Raw genomic sequence first — 23183 nt, 5'->3', positions numbered from 1 at the left:
CCATTCATGATGGTAACGACTCTCTCACTTTCAAAAGGACCTCCGCTACCGCTTTGTCTACCGGTCCGGCCAAGGTGCATCCTGCAGCGCGGGCATGTCCTCCGCCCCCCAGAGATAGTGCGATTTCGCCAACATCCACATGATATTTTGAACGAAGACTTGCTTTTACAGTACCGTCCGCTTTTTCACGGAAAAGAATCCCCACTTCCACCCCTTGCACATTACGGGCATAGCTGACCAGCCCTTCTGCGTCTTCATCACCGGCGCCCAGCCGGTCCAACAAATCCCTCTCCACAACCATCCAGGCGACTTTGCCCAATTCGTCTTTCTGCAAGGACTTCAGGCCCTCCCTTATCAGTTGCAGTTGGGACCAGGTCAAGGTTTCCAGCACACGGTCGGCCACATCATAGGGAGATACTCCATTTCTTAACAGTTCAGCCGCAATAGTGTGCACTTCCACAGTTGTATTGCCGTACCGGAATCCGCCTGTATCGGTCAAAATGCCTGTATATAAACATACCGACATATCCCTGCCGATCTCAGTTCCCATGAAAGATGCCAGATTGAATACGATCTGGGATGTGGCAGCAGCCTCCAAATCAACCAGATTGGCCCTACCAAAACAATCGTTGGTCTTATGATGGTCAATATTCAGAATGTCAGCCTGCGGTTCGAGGAACTCGGCACAACGTCCGAATCGCTTGATATCTCCACAGTCCAGCGCCACAATCTTGGAGAATCTCCGGGAAATCTGAGATGCCAGTTGAATACGGTCGGACATTGGCAAAAAACGAAATTTGGCGGGTATCGGTTCCTCAACTGCAATTGCATACCGTTTTCCCAGGGCTTGCAACAAATGGGCAAATCCCAGAGTGGAACCCAGCGCATCTCCGTCCGGCTGTACATGTGTAATCAGCAAGAAGTCATCGTTTTGCAGGATAAAATCGGATGCTTCCTGCAACATTTGCCGTCTGTCCATTGCTACTCCTTCCTTTCGGAGTTTATGTCGCGCAAAACTTGCTGGATCTTGCTGCTGTACTCTAGCGAGGTATCCAATTCAAATATCAGTTCCGGCGTTAAACGCAATCGAATCCTGCGGCCCACCTCACTGCGGATAAATCCGGTTGCCTTCCGCAAGGCATTCAGCGATTCTGCCTTTTGATCCTGAGAGCCCAAGACAGATACATAGACTTTGGCAATCTGGAGATCCCCGGACACTTCCACATCTGTAACTGTAAGAAAGCCGATTCGGGGATCTTTCAACTCATTTTGAATGATATTGGAAATTTCTTTCTTCAGCTGTTCGCCCACGCGACTGACCCTGATTTTGCCCATGCATAACCCTCCTTGTAATGTGCCGGGACTTTGCACATGGAATGGAAGAACCCGGCATGTCAACAAATCGACGAAACCGGGTATTCTATACAAAATTTACTGCACTTTTACGGCTTCCATCACAAACGCTTCGATGACGTCGCCTTCCTTGATATCGTTGAAGTTTTCAACGGTCAAACCGCATTCGTACCCGCTGGCAACTTCGCGCACATCATCTTTGAACCGTTTCAGGGAATCAAGTTTCCCTTCAAAGATTACGATGCCGTCCCGAAGCACGCGAACTTGGGAATTCCGGGTAATCTTGCCGTCTGTTACGTAGCAGCCTGCAATGGTGCCAACCTTGGAGACTTTAAACGTTTGGCGAACCTCCACCCGGCCTTGGATGACTTCCTTGAATTCAGGGTCGAGCATCCCTTTCATGGCGGATTCCAGTTCTTCAATTGCTTCGTAGATGACCCTGTACAACCGGATGTCCACTTTCTCGGACTCTGCCATACGAGCCGCGTTTGGCTCCGGTCGGACGTTAAATCCGATGACGATGGCGTTTGATGCGGTTGCCAGCAAGATGTCAGATTCCGTAACCGCACCGACACCCTTATGAATGACGCGAACACGTACTCCGGCCACATCGATTTTTTCCAGTGAACCGGTCAGCGCTTCAACGGAACCCTGCACGTCCGCCTTGATAATCACGTTCAGTTCTTTAACTTCACCCTCCTGAATCTGCTTATACAGATCCTCAAGGGTAACTCGACTTTGGGCGCCAAGCTGCTCCTGGCGTTCTTTGGCGATCCGTTTCTCTGCCAATGCTCTGGCTTTGCGTTCGTCATCATAAACCACGAACAGGTCACCGGCGCTTGGTACGTCATTCAGTCCCAGAATTTCAACCGGTCCGGAGGGGCCTGCTTCTTTCACCCGGCGTCCGCGGTCATTGACCATCGCCCGTACCTTGCCGAAGGTCTTGCCGGCAACAACAACGTCCCCGACTTTCAAGGTACCGTTCTGAACCAGAACGGTAGCCACCGGTCCACGGCCTTTGTCCAGCTCCGCTTCAATCACCGTTCCACGCGGACGGGCTGAAGGATCCGCTTTTAACTCAGCCATCTCAGCCACAAGCAGAATCATCTCCAGCAAGTGCTCAAGGCCTTCTTTCTTCTTGGCGGAAATTGGCACAAAGATTGTGTCGCCGCCCCATTCCTCGGCTACCAGGCCATGTTCGGTCAATTCCTGGCGAACCCTATCCGGGTTGGCATCCGGTTTGTCCATTTTGTTAACAGCAACAATGATCGGAACATTAGCCGCTTTTGCATGGTTGATCGCTTCCACAGTTTGTGGCATAACACCGTCATCAGCAGCTACCACCAGAATCGTAATATCTGTAACCTGAGCGCCGCGGGCACGCATTGTCGTAAATGCAGCGTGTCCGGGTGTGTCAAGGAAGGTGATTTTCTTACCGTTGATCTCCACTTGATAGGCACCGATATGCTGGGTGATGCCGCCTGCTTCCTGCGCCGTAACATTGGTTTCGCGAATAGCGTCAAGCAATGTGGTTTTACCATGATCCACGTGTCCCATGATTGTCACAATTGGAGGACGCTCTTCAAGCTTAGAGGGATCCGCTTCCTCAATCAGCATATCAAGGGCTTCTTCATCGACAGGTTCTTTGATGACGACTTCAATTCCGAAATCGTTTGCGACAAGCTCAATGGCATCTGTATCGATTTCCTGATTGATTGTCGCCATGATCCCCAGGAACAGAAGTTTCTTGATCACTTCGGACGGTTCCCGTTTGATCAGTTTTGACAATTCACCGACCGTCATCGGACCTTCAATTTCAATTGTTTTGGGGCCTTCCGGCTGTTTTGGAGCTTGTGGTTGCGCCTGTCTGGGCTGGTTCCCTTTGCCCGGCTTGTGATGACGATTGGCTTGAGGCCCAATCTGTTTACGGTTATCTTTATTTCCTTGAGGGCTTTGTTTCGGCTTCTTGGCGATACGTTCATCCCTGTTATAGAAACGTGTATCGTCAAGGACCTCCTCAACGATTGCACTGGCTTTTTGGGCATGAGCCACATGGGGACGCTGCCCCTGGCCCTGGCCTTGCGAACGCTGCCCCTGCCCTTGGCCTTGCGAACGCTGCCCCTGCCCTTGGCCTTGCGAACGATGTCCCTGGCCCTGGCCTTGCGAACGCTGCCCCTGGCCCTGGCCTTGCGGACGCTGCCCCTGGCCCTGGCCTTGCGGACGCTGCCCCTGGCCCTGGCCTTGCGGACGCTGCCCTTGGCCCTGGCCTTGCGGACGCTGCCCTTGGCCCTGGCCTTGCGGACGGTTGCCCTGCTCTTTGTTCCGACCATTTTGCGGTCGGCCCTGCTGCTGGGAAGAGCGGTCCTGTTCCCGTTCCTCGTGTTTGGACTGCGCACGGCTTTTCAAATCGGCCATAAAACCTTCCACAGCAGTAATCATGTCTGGATCCATCACGCTCATGTGATTGTTGACTTGTATGTTTAATCGATTCAGGATGGTAATAATCTCTTTGCTGGTCATATTCATTTGTTTGGCGTATTCATACACGCGTAACTTACTCACATGCTTCACCCCCGATTTGTTCCCTTGACAACTGCAAAATCCGTTCTGCAAATCCTTTGTTCACGATTACAACAACAGCCCGCTCGATTTTGCCCAATGCCTTGCCGAGTTCCTCTTTCGAGAAACCTTCCACGATCGGCACATTATAACTGCGGCATTTGTCACGGTACTTTTTTTTGGTGTTAGGGCCCGCATCTTGGGCAACCACGGTCAGCCAAGCCTTGCCTCCGCGAATCTTGGCCATGCAAGAATCGTCTCCCGTTACAACTCCTCCCGCTCTCATTGCCAAACCCAACAAATTCAGCAGCCGGTCATCCATCCGAATTCACCGTTGCCAAATCATTTTCAAGTTGACGGTATACGTCATCCGAAACGGAAGTTTTTAATGAACGATCCAGCGCTTTTTTCTTTCTTGCCGCCTTAAAACATTCGGCGTTTTTGCAGATATAAGCGCCTCTGCCGGCTTTCTTGCCGGTAGGGTCAAGAAACACCCGGTCATCCGGACTGTGCACCACGCGGATCAATTCCCGTTTCGGCTTCATCTCCTGGCAGCCGACACATTTGCGCAATGGGATTTTCTTCTGTACCATGCAAATCCCGTCCTTTATTGTTCAACCTCATGCTCCACATCAAGGTCTTCAGCCCCAGACGTTTGGACAGACTGGGTTTCGCTCTTGATGTCGATCTTGCATCCGGTAAGTTTTGCGGCTAACCGGGCGTTCTGCCCCTCTTTGCCGATAGCCAACGACAGTTGGTAATCAGGCACAATAACGCGGGCCACCTTCTCGTCTTCATCCACTTCCACATTTATCACTTTGGCGGGTGACAAAGCGTTTGCCACAAATTCAGTCAAGTCTTCACTCCATCGCACAATGTCTATTTTCTCGCCTCTCAATTCATTGACGATGGTTTGCACCCGGGATCCGCGCGGACCTACACAAGCCCCGACAGGGTCCACGTCCGGATTCTTGGTATGCACGGCAATTTTGGATCGCTGACCTGCTTCTCTGGACACAGACTTGATTTCAACCACACCGTCGTAAATTTCGGGCACTTCCAGTTCGAACAGCCTTTTCAAAAGTCCCGGATGGGTACGGGAGATCATTACCTGAGGCCCTTTTGTCGTTTTCTCAACCTTTGTGATATAGGTCTTCACTCTATCGTTATGCTTGAACTTTTCTCCGGGTATCACTTCGGTAAAGGGCAGCACCGCTTCGATCTTGCCAAGGTCTACATAGTAGTTCTTTCCGTCTTGGCGCTGCACGACGCCATTGACAATGTCGTCTTCCCGGTCGATAAACTCGGAATAAATCAAGCCTCGTTCGGCTTCCCGAATACGCTGGGTCACAACTTGCTTTGCGGTCTGTGCCGCAATCCTTCCAAAATCGCGCGGTGTCACTTCAATTTCCACAATGTCTCCGATCTGCAGACCGGGATCAATTTGTTCGGCCGCATCAAGGGAGATTTCCAGCCTCGGGTCTTCGGGATCTTCCACAACTTGCTTGCGGGCAAACACCCGCACATCTCCTCTCAGTCTGTCAATATCCACCCGTACATTGGCTGCCGAATTAAAGTTTCGCTTGTACCCGGAGATTAAGGCAGCTTCGATGGCTTCAATGAGCACTTCTTTCTTGATCCCTTTTTCTCTTTCAAGCTGTTCCAGTGCTTCGATAAAATCGACATTCATAGAACCGCTTCTCCTCCTTTTTTAAAACACAGACAATCGAGCCTGCGCTATTTTGTTAAAAGGTATTTCATATTTCTTGCGGACCGTTTTATGCAATTCATTTACGATGAGCAATTCACCGTCGTAATGAACCAGCTCGCCGACAAATTCCTTCTTCCCTTCAAACGGCTCATAGGTCGTGATATGTACCTTTTTGCCAATCGCTTTTTCATAATCAGCCGGCTTCTTTAAAGGCCGTTCCGCACCTGGAGAGGAAACTTCGAGGAAGTAGCTGGTCGGAATCGGATCCACTTCGTCCAGCTTTGCAGACAGCACCTCGCTCACCCTCCCGCAGTCTTCAATATCAACTCCGCCGGGCTTGTCAATGAAGACACGAAGAAACCAATTCGCCCCTTCTTTTGCGTACTCCACGTCAACCAGTTCGAGTCCTTCCTGCTGAACAATGGGTGCGGCAAGCTGTTCAACGATGTCTACAACTTTCTCCTTGGACATGTAACCCCTCCTGGGTAATGGCTTTAACCCTTATATAATATCGAAAGAGTGGGTTTCCCCACTCTCGAAGATCGAAAATATCTCCTAATTTACCCATCCAATTATAACACGGAGCTGCAAAGGCTGCAACTTTTGGCTAAAACAGACTCAGTTGATTCGTTTCCGGCAAGTCCTTCAAACACCCGAATCCCTGCAGCAGTTCAATCACCGTTTTGGACGCCCGTGAACGTTGCTGCAAATCTTCCACAGACAGAAGAGGCCCTTGTTCCCTTGCTGCCACAATTCCTTTGGCAGCAGATTCTCCCACACCTGCCAAAGCACCAAATGGAGGCAGCAATCCATCTTCCATCACCAGGAACCTGGTTGCATCCGATTTGTACAAATCAAGCGGATAGAACTTATAACCCCTGGCGGTCATTTCAAGTGCCATTTCCAACACCGTCAGCAGTGCTTTCTCCTTAGGAGTCGCGTTGATGCCTTTTCCTTCGATTTCCTCGATTTTCTTCCAGATTGCCTGATAGCCCTGGCACATTAACTCAAGGTCGAAATCATCCGCCCGAACCGTAAAGTAAGTGGCGTAAAATTCCAGCGGACGATGCACCTTGAACCAGGCGATCCGGACAGCCATCAGGACATAAGCGGAAGCATGGGCTTTCGGGAACATATACTTGATCTGCTTGCAGGACCAAATATACCAATCCGGCACTCCGAACGACTTCATATATTCTTCGTCTTCCGGCGTTACTCCTTTCCCTTTCCGGACCGATTCCATAATCTTGAACGCACGTCCCGGGTCCAATCCCTGATAGATCAAATAAACCATAATGTCATCCCGGCATCCGATTACATCCGACAGTTTACAGATCCCTTTGCGAATCAATTCCTGGGCGTTGTTCAACCAAACGTCGGTACCGTGCGACAATCCCGAGATCTGAACCAGTTCGGCAAAAGTGCTTGGTTTCGTGTCTTCCAGCATCTGCCGAACAAATTTGGTGCCAAATTCCGGAATGCCGTAGGTCCCCGTTTTGGAACGAATCTGTTCCGGTGTTACCCCCAGGGCTTCCGTGCCGCTGAACAATGACATGACCTTCGGGTCATCGACGGGAATCTTTTTCGGGTCCAACCCCGTTAAGTCCTGCAGCATCCGGATGACGGTCGGATCGTCATGCCCCAGGATGTCGAGTTTCAACAGATTATCATGAATCGAATGGAAATCAAAATGAGTCGTCCGCCATTCGGAACTGCTGTCATCAGCCGGATACTGAATGGGACAGCAATCGTAAATATCCATGTAGTCAGGCACTACGATGATGCCTCCCGGATGCTGCCCGGTGGTTCGCTTGATCCCCGTACAGCCGTTGACAAGGCGCGCCACTTCCGCACTTCGCAGTGTTTTGCCTTTCTCCTCGGCATACTTCTTCACATAACCGAAGGCTGTTTTCTCGGCAACAGTAGCAATCGTTCCCGCTCTGTACACGTAATCCTCGCCGAACAGTTCCTGTGTGTATTTATGGGCGCGAGGCTGGTATTCCCCCGAGAAGTTCAAGTCGATATCCGGAACCTTGTCCCCTTTAAAACCAAGGAACGTCTCAAACGGAATGTCTTGACCGTCCTTGTTGAGTTTGCTGCCGCATTGCGGACATTCCTTGTCCGGCAAGTCAAAACCGGAACCCACCGATCCATCCGCTATAAACTCGCTGTATTTGCATGAAGGACAAAGATAATGCGGCGGCAACGGATTGACTTCCGTAATATCAGAGAAAGTGGCAACCAGCGACGAGCCCACCGATCCCCGGGAACCGACCAGGTAGCCGTCTGCTAACGATTTCTTCACAAGTCTTGATGAAATCAGATAAATTACGGCAAACCCGTGAGTTATTATGGAGGTCAGTTCTTTCTCCAACCGTTTCTCCACAATCTCCGGAAGCGGATCCCCATACAAGCGGTGTGCCGTTTCATAACACATGGCGCGCAACTCGTCGTCCGCCCCTTCAATGATCGGGGTATACAGCTTGTCGGGAATGGGACTGACGTCTTCAATCTGGTTGGCAATCCACTGCGGGTTGTCCACCACAATCTGTTTGGCTGTATCCTCTCCCATATGGGAAAAAGCGGCCAGCATCTCGTCGGTAGTCATGAAGTAAAGCGGCGGTTGGTCACCAGCCTGCGAGTCCCCCACCGATTGAAGGAAAATATCACGGTAGATTTCGTCTTCCGGATTCAGGAAGTGCACGTCGCCGGTGGCAACTACAGGTTTGTCCAACTGCTTCCCTATCTCAATGATTTGGTTGTGGTAATCTTTCACCGATTCCAAAGACGAGATAGACTCGTTCTTCAAGAGCGGCTTGTAATGGCCCAGCGGCTGGATTTCCAGATAATCGTAAAAATCGGCTATCTCGGTCAGCTCCTGTTGATTCTTGCCGCGAAGAATCGCCTGGAACAGTTCCCCGTTCTGGCAGGCCGTCCCCACCAGCAGCCCTTCCCGGTATTTCACCAGCAAACTGCGTGGCACACGGGGATGGCGGTAAAAATACTTGACGTGGGATTCCGAAACGATTTTGTACAGATTCTTCAATCCGGTCTTGTTCTTCACCAATAGGGTGGCATGAAAGGGCCGGATCTTCGTATAATCAATGTTTCCGTCGTTTTCGTTTAATTGGGACAGCCGTTCAATTCCCCGCTCCCTCATATCCTTCAGCATATGCTGGAAGACCTTTGCCGTGGCTATCGTATCGTCCAGGGCGCGGTGGTGGTTAACCAGTTCCACGCCAAATTTTTGCGTTAACGTTTTGAGCCGATAATTTTTCTCGGACGGATACAGTTTGCGTGCAAGGGGAAGCGTGTCCAGAACGGGATTGGTCCATTCCGACATTCCAACGCGGGATGCGCAAACGGAAATAAAACCAAGATCAAATTCGGCGTTATGCGCCACCAGTACAGCGTCTTCCACGAATTCGCGGAATTTCGCCAGGGCTTCCGCGAGTTTCGGTTGTCCCTTCACCATCTCATTTGTGATGCCTGTCAGTTCGGTAATCTTGTCGGAAATCTCCGTTTCCGGGTCAATCAACGTGGTCCACTGGTCAATAATCTCCGACCCTTTCATCTTGACGGCGGCTATCTCGATCAACGTGTTTTCGGCGGCATTCAACCCGGTGGTTTCCGTGTCAAACACCACATAAGGCGTGTTGTCGTCAATCCGGTAATTGTTTTCATCCGTCAGCTTGTAGATAATGGGCACCCCGTCATCCACAACGTAGGCTTCCAGACCCAGGATGCACTTGATGCCCGCCTTTTTGGCGGCACTATATGCCTCAGGGAAAGATTGAACGACACCGTGGTCCGTGATGGCAACGGCAGAGTGTCCCCATTTGGCAGCCTGTGACACCAGGTCCTTCACAGGTGTTACCCCGTCCAGGGAACTCATCTGGGTATGAAGATGAAGCTCCACTCTTTTTTCCGGCGCCGTGTCAACACGCTTCGGGGGATCGATCTCAAACAGATCCTGGGCGATCAACACCAATTCTTTTGCAAAAGTGTCAAACTGCACAGATCCCCGCACATGCACCCATTTGTTGTCCGTCAGCAGTTTCAGCGCGTCCAGCGATTTGCCCTCTTTGGCAAAGATCTTGCACATTATGGAATCCGTGTTGTCCGTCAGGTTAAATTGAAAAAGAGTTCGTCCGCTTGCCAATTCCCTCGTTTCCAATCCGAAGACCCGTCCTTTGACCGCCACTTTCCTCATTTCATCGCCGATCAGGCGGATCTCGGTAAGGGGATCGTCAATCTCCTTGCCGATGGCCAGTTTCTGCGGCACTTGTGCATCGGGGGCGGCCTGTTCCTCTTTTTCCTTCGTTTCTTCGGCTATCGCCTGGCGCATTTGTTCAACCAGCGTCTGCTCTTCTTCCATCGTTTTCTGACGGATGGATTCCACTTTCTCCCGGGCCAGTTCGTCCAATTGAAAGCGGACTTGCACCGACAGGCCGACTTCCTCGCGAAACCATCTTTCAATCGCCGAGGAAACCCCTTTTTTGTGCATGTGATCGACCGAAAGCTGGTTCATTAGAGCCAGGATGATCTGATTTCCGGCAACTGTTCGCTCCGCCTGCTTGAGCGCGCTGGCAGACACAGGGTCGCTGCCGAAAACCCTCTCCAGGCAAAGATTCCAGTATTGGTCGATCCATTCCCGAATGTCCTCCGGTTCGCTCGGGTAGCGAAACCGGGTTTTGACGGATGCCTGAATCGGCAGTCTGGTCGCAAGACCATCCGCCACCTGTTGATAGACATGTGACGGAAGACGGTCCGGCACTGCAAAACATATTACAATTTGCCGCTTTGACCGCGACACGATCACTTTCTCGATGAACACCCGCTCTGTGAAGTCCAACAAAGCGGGGTCCTTCCATCCTATCATTTCACTGAATGCGGAAAGACGTTTCCCGGTAGTTTCAACTAAGCTCACAAAAGGTAAACCTCCTATTTTCCCATGACTCGAAAAATCTCCCAGTACATCTTCATCCGCGCAGCGGTGCCACGCATCCAGCCCAATTTCTCTTCTTTCATTTTTTGCGTCAAATCGTGCAGAATCACTTCCGCTACCGGCAACCTCAACCGGCGGACGTGCCTTGTCAATGCCAGGTCCACACCAAACCGGGTCGTTTGCAAATCCGGCATACTCTCCAGCAATTCACGGCGCAGCACTCGCTGCCCGGTAATGGACGGAGCAATCCTTTGAGCCCAATCGGTTCGCAGACGACCGGAAGCGAACAACCCCATGGACATGGCCGCTTCTCCATCCAATACGGGTTGTGCCAGCAGCCTTACATGACGGGGCTGCAAACCGACCAGATCCGCATCCAACAAGGTGAGAAAAGGGGTCCCGCTTGCCTTAACCCCGGCAGCAATGGCCCCCCCTTTCCCCTGATTCTCTTCCAACCGGATCACTTTGACCCCAAACTTCGATGCCACTTCTGCCGTTGAATCGGAAGAACCGTCATCCACCACAATAATTTCCTGAAAATCGGGCATTTCCGCAACAATTCGCAATACCTGGGGAATGTTGGCGGCTTCGTTGTAAGCGGGAACAATCAACGTGTTCACGTTGACTCCTCCATTCTGGAATATTCCCGGGACCCCAAAAACCAAATGCAGAATTCGGGGCAGAATCTCTCCCAAAAGCAACCCTTTACTTGCTTTCCTTCACCAGTTTCACGATGCGATCCATTGCTTCCTCGATGGAAAGATCCATCGATTCGCTTTGTGCCCGCTCTTTATATTCGACACGGCCCTCGCCAGCTCCTTTTCCGACGGTCAGCCGAATCGGAATTCCGGTCAGATCGGAATCTTTGAACTTGACGCCGGGGCGCTCATCCCTGTCATCCATAAGCACTTCCACGCCAGTTTGCCGCAGGCGGTCGTACAACTCTTCAGCCACCTTGATCTGCGCTTCGTCTTTGACGGACACGGGGATCAAATGCACATGGAAAGGAGCAACCGCTACCGGCCAGATCATGCCGTTGTCATCGTGGCTTTGTTCCACAATGGCAGACAGGACACGGGACACGCCGATCCCGTAGCATCCCATGATCATGACCTGCTCCTTGCCATTGGCGTCCAAATACTTGGCCCCGAGTTTTTCCGAATACTTGGTTCCCAGTTTAAACACATGGCCAACTTCAATTCCGCGGTAGAATTTCAACGTGCCGCTGCAGCGGGGACATCTGTCGCCTTCCAACACGTTGCGGAAATCCCCCGTTTTCTCAACCGGGAAATCACGGCCGGGCCGAACGTTGCGCAAATGGTAATCCTGTTCATTGGCACCTGCAATTCCTGCTTGCATGGAGGCAACTTCCCTGTCAACCAGAACCGGAATCTTCAATCCGACAGGTCCGGCAAAACCTACAGGCGCACCTGTCACTTGCCTTGTGGTTTCCGGGTCTGCCAATTCCACATTGGTGGCGCCCAGGTAATTTTTTACCTTAACCTCGTTGGCATCATGGTCGCCCCTGACGAGAACCGCTACGGGTTGACCGTCCGCCAGATAAATCAGCGTCTTGATAAACCGATCCGCACTTACCCCCAGAGATTCCGTGAGCTGTTCAATGGTACGGATGTTTGGCGTATGAAACTTCTCATGTTCACCAACAGCCACTTCCCGGTACTCCGAAACGCCCGGACCCGCTTCCGCTTTTTCCAGGTTGGCAGCGTATTCACACTGGGTGCACGTTGCAATTGTATCTTCCCCGATGTCTGCCAGAGCCATGAATTCGTGAGTTCCGCCCTCGCCCCCAATGGCGCCCGCATCAGCTTCCACCGCGCGAAAATTGAGGCCGCACCGGGTAAAGATACGGGTATAGGCGTCATACATCGCCCAATAAGACTTGTCCAACCCTTCCCAGTCCAGATCAAACGAATAGGCATCTTTCATCAGGAATTCCCGTCCACGCAGCAGTCCAAATCTTGGACGGCGCTCATCGCGAAACTTGGTTTGGATCTGGTACAAATTAATGGGCAATTTCCGGTAGGAACGGATTTCATTTCTGACAAGAGTGGTAACAACTTCTTCATGGGTGGGCCCCAACGCAAACTCCCGTTCATGCCGGTCATGAAGCCGGATCAATTCAGGACCGTATACCTGGTATCGACCGGATTCCTGCCACAATTCGGCAGGCTGCATCGCGGGCATCAAAATCTCCTGGGCACCGGCACGATCCATTTCTTCTCTGACAATTGATTCCACTTTCCGCAATACCCGCCATCCCAAAGGCAAATATGTATAGATTCCTGCAGCCAATTGACGGATGAAGCCGGCGCGCAACATCAGCCGGTGGCTGATGGTTTCCGCTTCCGCCGGTGCCTCACGGAGCGTGGGCAACAAATATGTACTTTGTCGCATGTCCAATCCTCCTGTACATCTTCATAATCGTTTCGTTATTGAACAGCCAACCTGTAAGCCGCCAAGCGTGCCCATTCATCAAGGTGAAGAATTTCTTCCAAATCCGGCTTCGAGACTGGGGTGTGCTGCTCCATCACCGACATCAGAATTCTTTCGATATCCAGAAAACCAATTTTCCCTTGCAGGAACAATTCCACCGCAGCTTCGTTGGCTGCATTCAACACTGCCGGCATGCTCCCCCCCGTCCTGCCTGCTTCATAGGCAAGACCCAGCACCGGAAAGCGAACCAGATCCGGTTCCAGAAACGTCAGAGTGCCCACCTTCAGCAGGTCAAGGGACGGCCAATTTGCCTCCAGTCTGTCAGGATAAGACAGGGCATATTGGATCGGCACCCGCATATCGGGTGTCCCCAATTGGGCAAGAACCGAACGATCTTGAAACTCCACCAGAGAATGGATGATACTTTGCGGATGAATCAATACCTCAATCCGATCGTAAGGAATACCAAACAACCAGTGAGCCTCAATGACTTCCAGACCTTTATTCATCAACGTTGCGGAATCAACGGTAATCTTCGCACCCATGGACCAATTTGGATGGGCCAGCGCATCTTCCCGGGTCGCCCGGGCCATTTCCTCACGGGTCTTGTCCCGAAAGGATCCGCCTGAAGCGGTAAGAAGAATGCGTCTTACTTCCGATGCTTTCCCGCCATGCATACATTGAAAAATAGCCGAGTGCTCACTGTCAACCGGCAGGATCCGCGTCCCCCGACCGGCTGCCAGCTCCGTTACCAAATGTCCTGCAGCAACAAGGGTTTCTTTGTTGGCCAGAGCAATGTCCTTCCCCGCCGATACGGCGGCCAGTGTCGGACGCAGCCCCACAGTGCCCACCACTGCGGTAACCACTAGATCCGCTTCAGAAACGGTTGCCACCGTCTGCAGACCAGTATGTCCCGCTTCCACCTGCAAGCGGGTGCCGTATCTTTCTTTTACCTGAACAGCCAGTTCCGGTGTCGCAACAGACACGATTGCCGGTTGAAACCTGTCAATCTGCTCAAACAGCACGGGCAGATTCGAACCTGCGGCCAGGGCGATCACTTCAAATTGTTCCGGGAGACTTGCGACCACATCCAAAGTTTGGATCCCGATGGAACCGGTGGAACCCAGGATTGCCAGCTTCTTTTTTGTCATGTGTCACCTCAAAATCGAAACCATACAACTAAATGATAAGCAATTGGGGCGGCAAACAGCAAGCTGTCAAACCGGTCCAACACCCCGCCGTGACCTGGCAGTATGGCGCCAGAATCCTTTACGTCAAGCGAACGCTTGATTCCCGATTCGACAAAATCGCCGATTTGACCGGCAACTGAAACAGTTAACGCAAGAATCCCCCACTGCAGAATCTGATGTTGTTCCCCGCCAATCCAACAAAAGAGGATGCCGACCAGCACTGCCGCCAGCGCACCTCCGACGGAGCCGGAAACCGTTTTATTCGGGGAAATGGACGGCCAGATCTTAGGCCCTTTCAATGTCCGTCCGACAAAGAAAGCCCCGATATCTGTCGCCCATATGGAAAACAGCACGAACAGAAACAGGATCAGTCCGTCAGGAAGATCCCTGAGTTGAAGAACATAATGAAGCGACAGTCCAAGATAGACGGTGCCGACAAGAATATGGGACATATCACGGAAGGTGTAACGATTTTTCATAAGTACCGTCATGATCAAAAATCCGTAGACGATCCACAGCAACAAGGAAGGACGTGCCAGCAGCCAATCCATCCCGTAAACCAGCCATGTTGCAGTCAAGGCAAAACCGGCCAGGGATGGAATTTCAAAAAAATTGTACCCCTTCATCCGGAGCAGCTCGGCGAACCCAATGAGACCCAACAGGGTGATCAAGCCAGCAAACCATATGCCTCCAAGGAAGACGATAGCCAAAAATGCAGCACCGCCAATAATGCCGGTCAGAACTCTCTGGTACAGATTGCGGTTCACTTATTTCAGTCCTCCAAAACGTCGACCACGTTTTTTATATGCGCGAATAGCCTCGTAGAAGTGTTCCTTCTTGAAATCGGGCCATAACACATCCGTAAACCAAAGTTCCGTATAGGCACATTGCCAAAGCAAAAAATTGCTGAGTCTCAGTTCTCCGCTGGTTCGGATCAAAAGATCCGGATCCGGTATACCTTCAGTCAACAACCTGGAGTTTAACTCCTCCTCATCGATATCCTCAATCGCCAGAACTCCGGAACGCACATCCTCTGCAATGGATTTGATCGCCTCAAGGATCTCGCTACGGCTCCCGTAGTTCAGGGCAATGTTCAGCAACATGCCTGTATTGTCTGCCGTCTTCTCAACAGCTTCTTCCACGGCAGACCTTGTGTGATCGGGCAGCGCCTTTGTATCGCCCAATATTTGAATTCTAATATTGTTTTCCTTTAATGTTTCAAGTTCCAGCAGAAGAAATTCTTGCGGCAAGCGCATTAAAAAGTCAACTTCCTGCTCCGGACGTTTCCAGTTCTCTGTTGAAAACGCGTACAGCGTCAGAATGCGGATGCCAATTTCATTCGCCGCACGGGTGATGTTTTTGACACTTTCCATCCCCGCCCTGTGTCCCGCTATCCGCGGCAATCCCCGTTTCTTTGCCCAACGGCCGTTGCCGTCCATGATAACCGCCACATGATAGGGAATGCCGTCCGCGGTCAAATCATCGATTCCTGCAGGTTCCTTACGCAAAAAAAAGTTCTTTAGGTTCATCTCGTCAGTCCCCCGGATAAAAAAGGCCAACATGAAAAGAAAACTTGGCTTTCGCCAAGTCCTGACGCAGGCAGGTTATACTTCCATGATTTCCTGTTCTTTGGCAGCAAGCAATTTGTCAATTTCGCCAATGTAACGATCGGTTGCATGCTGCACTTTCTCCTGGGTGCGGCGGCTGTCATCCTCAGAGAGGTCACCCGATTTTTCCATTTTTTTAATTTCATCGTTAATATCCCTGCGAATGTTTCGAACAGCCACGCGGGATTCTTCCGCCATTTTCTTCGCCATCTTGGCTAATTCCTGACGGCGTTGTTCGGTCAGCGCAGGGATGGCAATGCGAATTACGGAACCGTCGTTGGTCGGGGTCAGTCCCAGATCTGCCTTGATAATCGCTTTTTCAATTGCTGACAATGCTCCTTTATCCCAAGGAGTAATGACGAGAAGTCTCGGTTCCGGGGCATTGACGCTTCCCAACTGGTTGATCGGCATGGTGGAGCCGTAATATTCAACTTGTACCTTGTCGAGGAGTGCGGGATTCGCGCGTCCCGCACGAATTGTAGCAAACTCTTTCCGCAAGTTTGCAATGGCTTTGTCCATTCTTTCATCCATACTTTTCATCAAATCTTGAATCATTTCTGTTCCCTCCGTACTACGGTTCCGATATCTTCACCCATAATGACCCGTTTGATATTTCCTTCTTCCGAAATATTGAACACAATAATCTTCATGTCGTTGTCCATGCAAAGGGAAATCGCGGTTGAATCCATGACGCCAAGCCCTTTATTGAGAACTTCCAGGTAGGACAATTCCTGGTATTTCACGGCATCCGGATTGGTTCGCGGGTCTGCGTCATACACTCCGTCCACTTTGTTCTTGGCCATCAGGATCACTTCTGCCTCAATTTCGGCGGCTCTCAAGGCAGCCGTCGTATCTGTCGAGAAGAACGGGTTCCCGGTGCCAGCTGCAAAGATGACTACCCGCTTCTTCTCCAGATGGCGAATCGCCCGTCTCCTTATGTAGGGTTCGGCTACCTGCCGCATCTCAATTGAGGTTTGGACACGGGTTTGCACCCCTTTGTTCTCAAGAGCGTCCTGCAAAGCCAGTGCATTGAGCACGGTTGCCAGCATTCCCATATAATCGGCTGTAGCCCGGTCCATTCCCTGGGAGCTTCCGGCCACTCCACGCCAAATATTCCCACCGCCTACAATAATCCCAACCTCTGTTCCCAATTCCACAATTTCTTTGATTTGGGAGGCGGTCGAATGAATCACCGCGGCGTCAATTCCATATCCGGCCGGACCTGCAAGTGCTTCCCCACTCAACTTAAGCACCACTCGTTTGTACTTGGGCTGAAGCATCTCCCATCCTCCACTTCCATGTAAAAATTCTACAAAAAGAAAATTACTCCTGCCAGAAACCGGAACCCCACCATCACAAAAAAGTTTTCAGGGTTGCCAGGTTGGAAAAAAGGGAACACGCCTCTGTGTTCCCTATTCAGGTTCTTGTTAGATTTTCGCTTGTGCGAGTACCTCTTCCACAAAGTTGTCCTGCTTCTTCTCGAGACCCTCACCCATTTCAAAACGTGCAAAACGCCGGATGGAAATATTTTCACCAATCTTTGCAATCTTTTCGCTGACCAGTTCCTGGATGGTTTGGTCAGGATTCTTAACAAACGGCTGTTCCAACAGGCAAGTATCTTTGAAGAACTTGTCGATCCGGCCTTCCACGATCTTGTCCACAATTTTTTCCGGCTTGCCCTCGTTCAGGGTTTGTGCACGCAGAATGGATTTTTCTTTCTCCACATCTTCTGCCGGAACTTCTTCGCGGCGTACATACAGAGGCTTGGCAGCCGCAATGTGCATAGCCACATCTCTTACAAAGGAACGAAACTCTTCGGTTTTTGCGACAAAGTCAGTCTCACAGTTCACTTCGACCAACACACCAATCTTTCCGCCCATGTGTATGTAGGATTCGACAATGCCTTCCGCTGCGATGCGGCCGGCTTTCTTTGCTGCCGCAGCCAGTCCTCTTTCCCGCAGGATTTCAACAGCTTTTTCCATGTCTCCATTGGCTTCGGTCAACGCTTTCTTGCAATCCATCATGCCGGCGCCGGTTCTTTCCCGAAGCACTTTAACATCATTTGCTGAAATACTCATTGAAAAACCCTCCTTATGTACAAATCATGCCCATTCGTGAGCAAGTGACATACAAAAGGGGTGCCAGGGTCGTCCAACCCTACCGCACCCCTCATAAATCTTAGGCAGTTTGTTCGTCGTTGTCAGATCCGCCCTGTGTGCCTTCAATGATTGCATCCGCAATCTTGGCAGTCAAGAGCTTAACGGCACGAATGGCATCATCGTTGCCAGGGATCACGTAATCAATTTCGTCGGGATCGCAGTTTGTGTCAACGATTCCGACAATCGGGATACCCAGTTTGCGGGCCTCCGCAACCGCAATTCGCTCCTTGCGCGGATCGATGATGAAGAGTGCGCCCGGCAGGCTCTTCATGCCTTTGATTCCGCCGAGGAACTTTTCGAGACGTTCCATTTCTTTCTTCAATTGAATAACTTCTTTCTTTGGCAGAACATCAAACGTTCCGTCCTCTTGCATACGTTCCAATTCGTGCAGTCGTTCAATCCGCTTGCGGATGGTGCCGAAGTTGGTCAGCGTACCGCCCAACCAACGCTGGTTCACATAGAACATGCCGGAACGTTCCGCTTCTTCTTTCACGGAGTCCTGAGCCTGTTTCTTGGTTCCCACAAACAGCATGGTCTTGCCCTCTGCTGCGAGATCGCGAACAAAATTGTACGCTTCCTCTACTTTCTTGACCGTCTTTTGCAGGTCAATGATGTAAATACCGTTACGTTCGGTGAAGATGTAGCGAGACATCTTGGGGTTCCAACGGCGTGTCTGATGGCCGAAATGAACACCCGCCTCCAGAAGCTGCTTCATGGAGATAATCGCCATATCCTCTACCTCCTTTCAAATGGTTAGTTTCCTCCGCTGCCGTCATCCCGCACGAAATCAACGCATCCTTGTGCGTCGCACCATTCGATAGGTCTTAGCAACGTGTGTAGTAACACCAAGTGATACTATAACATAGCGAGCAAAAATCGCGCAAGAAAAAACGACAAAAAAATGAGCCACTTCACTGTGGCTTTCTTTCAACCGTCACAATACCTGCTGGATTGCCAGTTTCTTGGCCCTTCTGAACGGAAGCGGGGGAAGGCTGCTGTAAAGATTTGAGCATATCAGAGGCAGCGAATAAAAGTGCGGACACAATAAACCCAACACCCAACCCCATAAGAAAGTTCCGATTTTGGATCATACCGCATCCCCCTGCTTGATCAGGCTGGTGATCATTTGAATTTCCCCCATTCCAATGCCGGTGTCCTTGGCAATTTGTTCGGGCGAACGGCCTTCCCGCAGCATGGTTACAACACGGCTGTAATGTTCATTAAATACAATGGCGGGTGTTGTTTCGGTCTTTTTGGTTGTTTTTCGGGATTTGCTTTTTTGTTCCAGTTGGTCCACTCTTGCTTCCAATTCAGCAATCCGTTCCCGGTTTTCGGCTGTCTCGTTCTGGAGATCCGTCTGCAATTGCTTGATCGTTTGAATCAGATACTCGTTTTCTCTTTCCAACTCATCCATGAATGCCTGCAGACTGGTCTCCAGTTCCTTGTCCCGGGAGATGCCTGCAGCATCCGGTTTTCCTTTAACGACAGCATATAGAATGGCAGCAATACCGAGAAGCGATACAAACAGAAACATCTTTAGGTCCACTGTACTTCTCCTCTTAAAACAGGATGTTTTATCCCGCGTTGACCGCATGGACGCGGTCGCTCTTAGCGGGGTATCCTCTGCTGATGTATTCCATCACTCGCTTAGTTTTACACCCTGAAGTCCACATTTTTCCCTTTGTAGGGATGTTTGGTTTCCTGCTGCTGACGCTCTTTCTTTCGCCGCTTTTCGTTACGGTTCCGTTGCCTGGGACCCGATTGGCCCTCCTGGTTCGCAACCGCCCGGTTCTCGTCGGGACTGACAGGTCTTTGCAAATCACGCTCTGCCTTTTGCTGCATCACCTGTTCAAATAGGCCCTGCTGGTTCAAATGCTGCTGCTGTAACTGCTGATGGATTTTGGCAACTTCTGAAACTTTTGGCAAAGCGACTTGGAGTTCGATGTTGCGGTGGGTCATTTGCCCTTCACCTCACTCTGATCGCTCATAGATATCTCAATATCCAACGTTACAGCGGCACTGTCCTTATCTCAGCGTCTTTGATAACAAACGCTGCCCGGGAAATGGAATCACGCACAAAATATGAGTAATTGGAGATCGTTATTTTTACGCCGGAATACACCGTGTCGAAAACATTTACACGTGCGCCTTTGACTTCTTGCAGCAGAATTTCGATTTCGGAACGGCGAAGCATGAATTCCTCTTCTTCCACTTTGTAATGCTCGTGGGTCATCTTCAGTTTCTGAAGGAGTGCCGCCTTGTCAGGAGGAAGGTGACCGCCCATTCCTGCCATATTTTCAAGAAGAGCAATCGCTTTCTGGGTTTTATCCACATTCTTGTGCAGTTCTTTCAGTGATTCATGAATGGCGTTAAGTTCAGAACGCAGGTGGGGATGCACACCAACTTCAACCTCAGTTGGCGTTGCCATGGGAGAACCCAGAACACGAGTGACAACCTCTTCTCCGGCTCTGACAATGCCGCCGACGATGACAGCCTTGCGGCCTTCCATGACAATCTTTAAACCGGCACTGACATTGCTGTGCATGATGCTTTCCCCCACCAGGCAATTGCCTCCTACATCAACCACAGCGTTTTGGATAAATGGGGTCTTCAGGTTCCCTCCCGCCTTTACGAACCCTTTGAGTCGTCCCTGAACACCGCCGCGGATTGTTACATTGCCGCCTGCTTCAATCATTGCGGCATCCACATAGCCCTGCACTTCGATGTCGCCTTCCGCTTTGATTTTGAATCCTGGCTGCACATTCCCATTAACTCTAACGGAACCGCTGAATTCAATATTGCCCACAGAAAAGTCCACATCTTTTTGCACCACAAACTCTTCCAAGACGTGGATCTTGTTCTCTTTCGGGATATAAACCACATGTCCGTCTTTCTCCGCTTTCAAGACACAGCCGTCTTCTTCGATTACCGTGTTGCGACCTTGCGGCAGACGATAGTCTTTGCCCTTCTTTGCAGGGAGTGGATGGCCGTTAACACCCAAACCGTCCTGACCGTCGGTGGGAGGAATACGCCTGGCAAGCAATTGGCCTTTAACAACAGTTTGCACAGAACCCATATCAAAATAATCGACTCTGCCGTTTTCAAGGATTTTGGGTCTGTGCTCTCCGTCCACCTCTATATAAATCTCGATCTGGGCGTCTTTGCCGTTCACCGGCGGTTTTCCTTTGGCAATCCGCACGCGCTCCTTTACATAAGAGCCGGGACTGATTGCAATCTGTTGGCAAACCACGGGGTCAATGCCAAATTGAATTCCGTTTTGCCTGATAAATTCCTGCAACCCTTCGGGAGACAGGCACAAACCTTCCGGGGGGGCGGAATCCAAGAGAAGAGAGCCAAAGAGGCCTCCTTCCTCAAGTAGCACTTTTGCATTCCTGCTCCAGTAACTTCTTTCATCCATGTCTTCCATAGTCAATCCCCCCTTTTTTTATCTATTTGAACTCATGTTTCCTCCGGCTCAGGGCGCCTCGCATTCTGCAGATTGCCTTTGCGTGAAGCTGCGAAACTCTGGCGGATGTGACCCCCAATATATCGGCAATTTCTTTGACAGACATCTCTTCATAATAATACAACGCGACAACCAGCTTTTCCTTCTCAGGCAGACGGGCAATTGTCTGCTCAAGCACCCTTCGCAATTCTTCCCGCGTCAGAATCTGGCCCGGGTCCTCCGCTGCCGGGTCGGGCAGAAAATCGTAAAATCCGTGTTCCTCACCCGATACATGCACCGCTTCCTCCAGGGAAAAGACGGCACCTGCCGATATCTGGGAGATGCGCTTATGATATTCGTCCATACTGATCCCTAAGTACCCGGCTATTTCCTCGTCAGTTGCAGATTCCACTTTTTGATATTCGACCGTTTCAAATGCCCGTTCAATCTCTTTTTTCCATTGGCGAACCTGGCGGGGAACCCAGTCCATCTCTCGAAGCCCGTCCAAAACAGCGCCCCGGATTCTCCAGGTGGCAAATGTTTCGAATTTTACCCCTTTATCGGCTTCGAACCGCTCAATCGCCCCAATCAAACCTACCGTACCCATGCTGATCAGGTCCTCACGTGACACATGGGCAGGCAAACCTTTGGCTACCCGGTTAACGACTTGGTGAACGAGAGGCAAGTGTTTTTCAATCATCTCGTTCATCTTCGTCCACCTCCGTTATTCGCTCATTGCTCTGACTGCTCGTGCCAAGTTTTGTGCCTGAGCGTCATGCATCTCCGTTTGCTCACCTATTATCCAAGGTTGAAAATCGGCGGCGGAAGGAGGAGTATCGATAGCTTCCGGTGGAATTGACACGTCAAACCGGCTTCCCGAAACGGGTGGATCCCCTGTTTCTTCCGTTGGGTTCGACGTTTTTGTCTCCACTGTCGCCGTGAGGAAAGATTGAATCGCCCAGGCAATGACCATAATCAAAACAAACCCGAGTACGCCCCGTTTCAGGTTTGTCATGAGAAGATTGCCTGCAGCAAAACTGGAGGCAAAGGAAATAAGGAACCCAATGCCTCCCGCTGCCCACATGAATCTGGTATTTTTGTTCCGTTTTGCTTTCTTCATAGGACTTTAACCCCCTGAGTAACGGTTCGAACCGTCAGACTTCCGTCCACAGAGGAAAAATCGATGGTTCTTCCGGAGTTCCCGCCGGTGTCTTCCGCTTTAAGAGGGATCTTCAACTGCTGTAATGTCTCTTTAACCGCTTCCACATTGCGGGGACCAACCCGAATCAGGTCACTTTGATTCTGGGTTGTAAACATCTGGGCCCCGCCGGCGATCTTGGCGATCATGCGGGTTGCATTGGCCCCTTTTTGCTGCATTTTCATTACCAAAAGCGGGATTGCGGTATCTGCAAATTTTGCGGGATTCTCCACATCCGGTTTTCCTGCCGTTGGAAGCATGACATGGGCAAGACCTGCCACTTTTGATGACATATCAATAATTGCGACCCCGACACAGGAACCCAACCCAACTGTACGGAGAACGTCCGGTTCGGAGGCCACATTCAGATCAGCCATTCCAACCTTGATGATATTCAAGCGAACTCAACTCCCAACGCTTTGAATATCAATTCCACCGAACCGGGATCCGGCAGGAAGAAAAAGTGACTGTCCACATTTTTGTCACCTTGCCAAAACTCAGTATCAACAACCAGCGCCACATCGCTTTCCATTCCGATATGCATCAATACAGCGTTAAT

23 protein-coding genes are annotated in these 23183 nt (G+C 50.9%); all 23 read right to left on the bottom strand.

Annotated features, from left to right (window positions below):
* Positions 1 to 4 precede the first annotated feature (4 nt).
* Positions 5 to 979, bottom strand: coding sequence for a DHH family phosphoesterase (locus EFBL_RS11600; protein ID WP_096182293.1), 975 nt, complete (start codon positions 977 to 979; stop codon positions 5 to 7).
* 2 nt (positions 980 to 981) lie between these two features.
* Entirely contained in the window at positions 982 to 1335 is a 354-nt protein-coding gene (rbfA, locus tag EFBL_RS11595) for a 30S ribosome-binding factor RbfA (protein ID WP_096182292.1), read from the bottom strand.
* Between the two features lie 96 nt (positions 1336 to 1431).
* Positions 1432 to 3879 (bottom strand): translation initiation factor IF-2, encoded by a 2448-nt coding sequence (gene infB, locus EFBL_RS11590; RefSeq protein ID WP_231705782.1) that lies wholly within the window; start codon positions 3877 to 3879, stop codon positions 1432 to 1434.
* A gap of 28 nt (positions 3880 to 3907) precedes the next feature.
* Positions 3908 to 4234: a L7Ae/L30e/S12e/Gadd45 family ribosomal protein gene (locus tag EFBL_RS11585; protein ID WP_096182290.1), complete on the bottom strand. Its 327-nt coding sequence runs from the start codon at positions 4232 to 4234 to the stop codon at positions 3908 to 3910.
* Positions 4227 to 4505, bottom strand: coding sequence for an RNase P modulator RnpM (gene rnpM, locus EFBL_RS11580; RefSeq protein WP_096182289.1), 279 nt, complete (start codon positions 4503 to 4505; stop codon positions 4227 to 4229). Before rnpM ends, EFBL_RS11585 begins: the two co-directional genes overlap by 8 nt.
* Before the next feature lie 14 nt (positions 4506 to 4519).
* Entirely contained in the window at positions 4520 to 5602 is a 1083-nt protein-coding gene (nusA, locus tag EFBL_RS11575) for a transcription termination factor NusA (protein ID WP_096182288.1), read from the bottom strand.
* Between the two features lie 21 nt (positions 5603 to 5623).
* Entirely contained in the window at positions 5624 to 6094 is a 471-nt protein-coding gene (gene rimP / locus EFBL_RS11570) for a ribosome maturation factor RimP (protein ID WP_096182287.1), read from the bottom strand.
* 136 nt (positions 6095 to 6230) lie between these two features.
* Positions 6231 to 10553 (bottom strand): PolC-type DNA polymerase III, encoded by a 4323-nt coding sequence (locus tag EFBL_RS11565; protein WP_096182286.1) that lies wholly within the window; start codon positions 10551 to 10553, stop codon positions 6231 to 6233.
* Between the two features lie 14 nt (positions 10554 to 10567).
* On the bottom strand, positions 10568 to 11191 hold the full coding sequence (locus tag EFBL_RS11560) for a glycosyltransferase family 2 protein (RefSeq protein WP_096182336.1): 624 nt from the start codon (positions 11189 to 11191) through the stop codon (positions 10568 to 10570).
* Between the two features lie 85 nt (positions 11192 to 11276).
* The gene (locus tag EFBL_RS11555) at positions 11277 to 12986 is read right to left on the bottom strand and encodes a proline--tRNA ligase (protein WP_096182285.1); all 1710 of its coding nucleotides are present in this window, start codon (positions 12984 to 12986) and stop codon (positions 11277 to 11279) included.
* Between the two features lie 35 nt (positions 12987 to 13021).
* On the bottom strand, positions 13022 to 14176 hold the full coding sequence (locus EFBL_RS11550; protein WP_096182284.1) for a 1-deoxy-D-xylulose-5-phosphate reductoisomerase: 1155 nt from the start codon (positions 14174 to 14176) through the stop codon (positions 13022 to 13024).
* Positions 14177 to 14184: 8 nt separating this feature from the next.
* Positions 14185 to 14982, bottom strand: a complete 798-nt coding sequence (locus EFBL_RS11545; protein ID WP_096182283.1) for a phosphatidate cytidylyltransferase — start codon at positions 14980 to 14982, stop codon at positions 14185 to 14187.
* Positions 14983 to 15744: an undecaprenyl pyrophosphate synthase gene (gene uppS / locus EFBL_RS11540; RefSeq protein WP_096182282.1), complete on the bottom strand. Its 762-nt coding sequence runs from the start codon at positions 15742 to 15744 to the stop codon at positions 14983 to 14985. It abuts the gene before it with no gap.
* A 75-nt stretch (positions 15745 to 15819) separates the two neighbouring features.
* On the bottom strand, positions 15820 to 16377 hold the full coding sequence (frr, locus tag EFBL_RS11535; RefSeq protein ID WP_096182281.1) for a ribosome recycling factor: 558 nt from the start codon (positions 16375 to 16377) through the stop codon (positions 15820 to 15822).
* Entirely contained in the window at positions 16374 to 17102 is a 729-nt protein-coding gene (gene pyrH / locus EFBL_RS11530; RefSeq protein ID WP_096182280.1) for a UMP kinase, read from the bottom strand. Before pyrH ends, frr begins: the two co-directional genes overlap by 4 nt.
* Before the next feature lie 147 nt (positions 17103 to 17249).
* Entirely contained in the window at positions 17250 to 17900 is a 651-nt protein-coding gene (tsf, locus tag EFBL_RS11525) for a translation elongation factor Ts (protein ID WP_096182279.1), read from the bottom strand.
* A 100-nt stretch (positions 17901 to 18000) separates the two neighbouring features.
* Positions 18001 to 18711 (bottom strand): 30S ribosomal protein S2, encoded by a 711-nt coding sequence (gene rpsB / locus EFBL_RS11520; protein ID WP_096182278.1) that lies wholly within the window; start codon positions 18709 to 18711, stop codon positions 18001 to 18003.
* Positions 18712 to 19068: 357 nt separating this feature from the next.
* On the bottom strand, positions 19069 to 19527 hold the full coding sequence (locus tag EFBL_RS11510) for a DUF6115 domain-containing protein (RefSeq protein ID WP_096182276.1): 459 nt from the start codon (positions 19525 to 19527) through the stop codon (positions 19069 to 19071).
* Positions 19528 to 19634: 107 nt separating this feature from the next.
* Positions 19635 to 19940, bottom strand: a complete 306-nt coding sequence (locus EFBL_RS11505; protein WP_096182275.1) for a hypothetical protein — start codon at positions 19938 to 19940, stop codon at positions 19635 to 19637.
* A gap of 49 nt (positions 19941 to 19989) precedes the next feature.
* Positions 19990 to 21408 (bottom strand): flagellar assembly protein A, encoded by a 1419-nt coding sequence (locus EFBL_RS11500; protein WP_096182274.1) that lies wholly within the window; start codon positions 21406 to 21408, stop codon positions 19990 to 19992.
* Positions 21409 to 21430: 22 nt separating this feature from the next.
* Entirely contained in the window at positions 21431 to 22135 is a 705-nt protein-coding gene (locus tag EFBL_RS11495) for a FliA/WhiG family RNA polymerase sigma factor (RefSeq protein ID WP_096182273.1), read from the bottom strand.
* Positions 22136 to 22150: 15 nt separating this feature from the next.
* A complete protein-coding gene (locus tag EFBL_RS11490) occupies positions 22151 to 22546 on the bottom strand; it encodes a hypothetical protein (protein ID WP_096182272.1) in 396 nt (131 codons plus the stop codon).
* Positions 22543 to 23022, bottom strand: coding sequence for a chemotaxis protein CheD (locus EFBL_RS11485; protein WP_231705779.1), 480 nt, complete (start codon positions 23020 to 23022; stop codon positions 22543 to 22545). Before EFBL_RS11485 ends, EFBL_RS11490 begins: the two co-directional genes overlap by 4 nt.
* Positions 23023 to 23183: the final 161 nt, after the last annotated feature.

The sequence above is a fragment of the Effusibacillus lacus genome, from assembly GCF_002335525.1.
GTDB classification, from domain to species: Bacteria; Bacillota; Bacilli; order Tumebacillales; family Effusibacillaceae; genus Effusibacillus; species Effusibacillus lacus.
The sequence above is the reverse complement of the archived record's forward strand: the minus strand, read 5'-3'. Positions and strand labels throughout refer to the sequence as shown.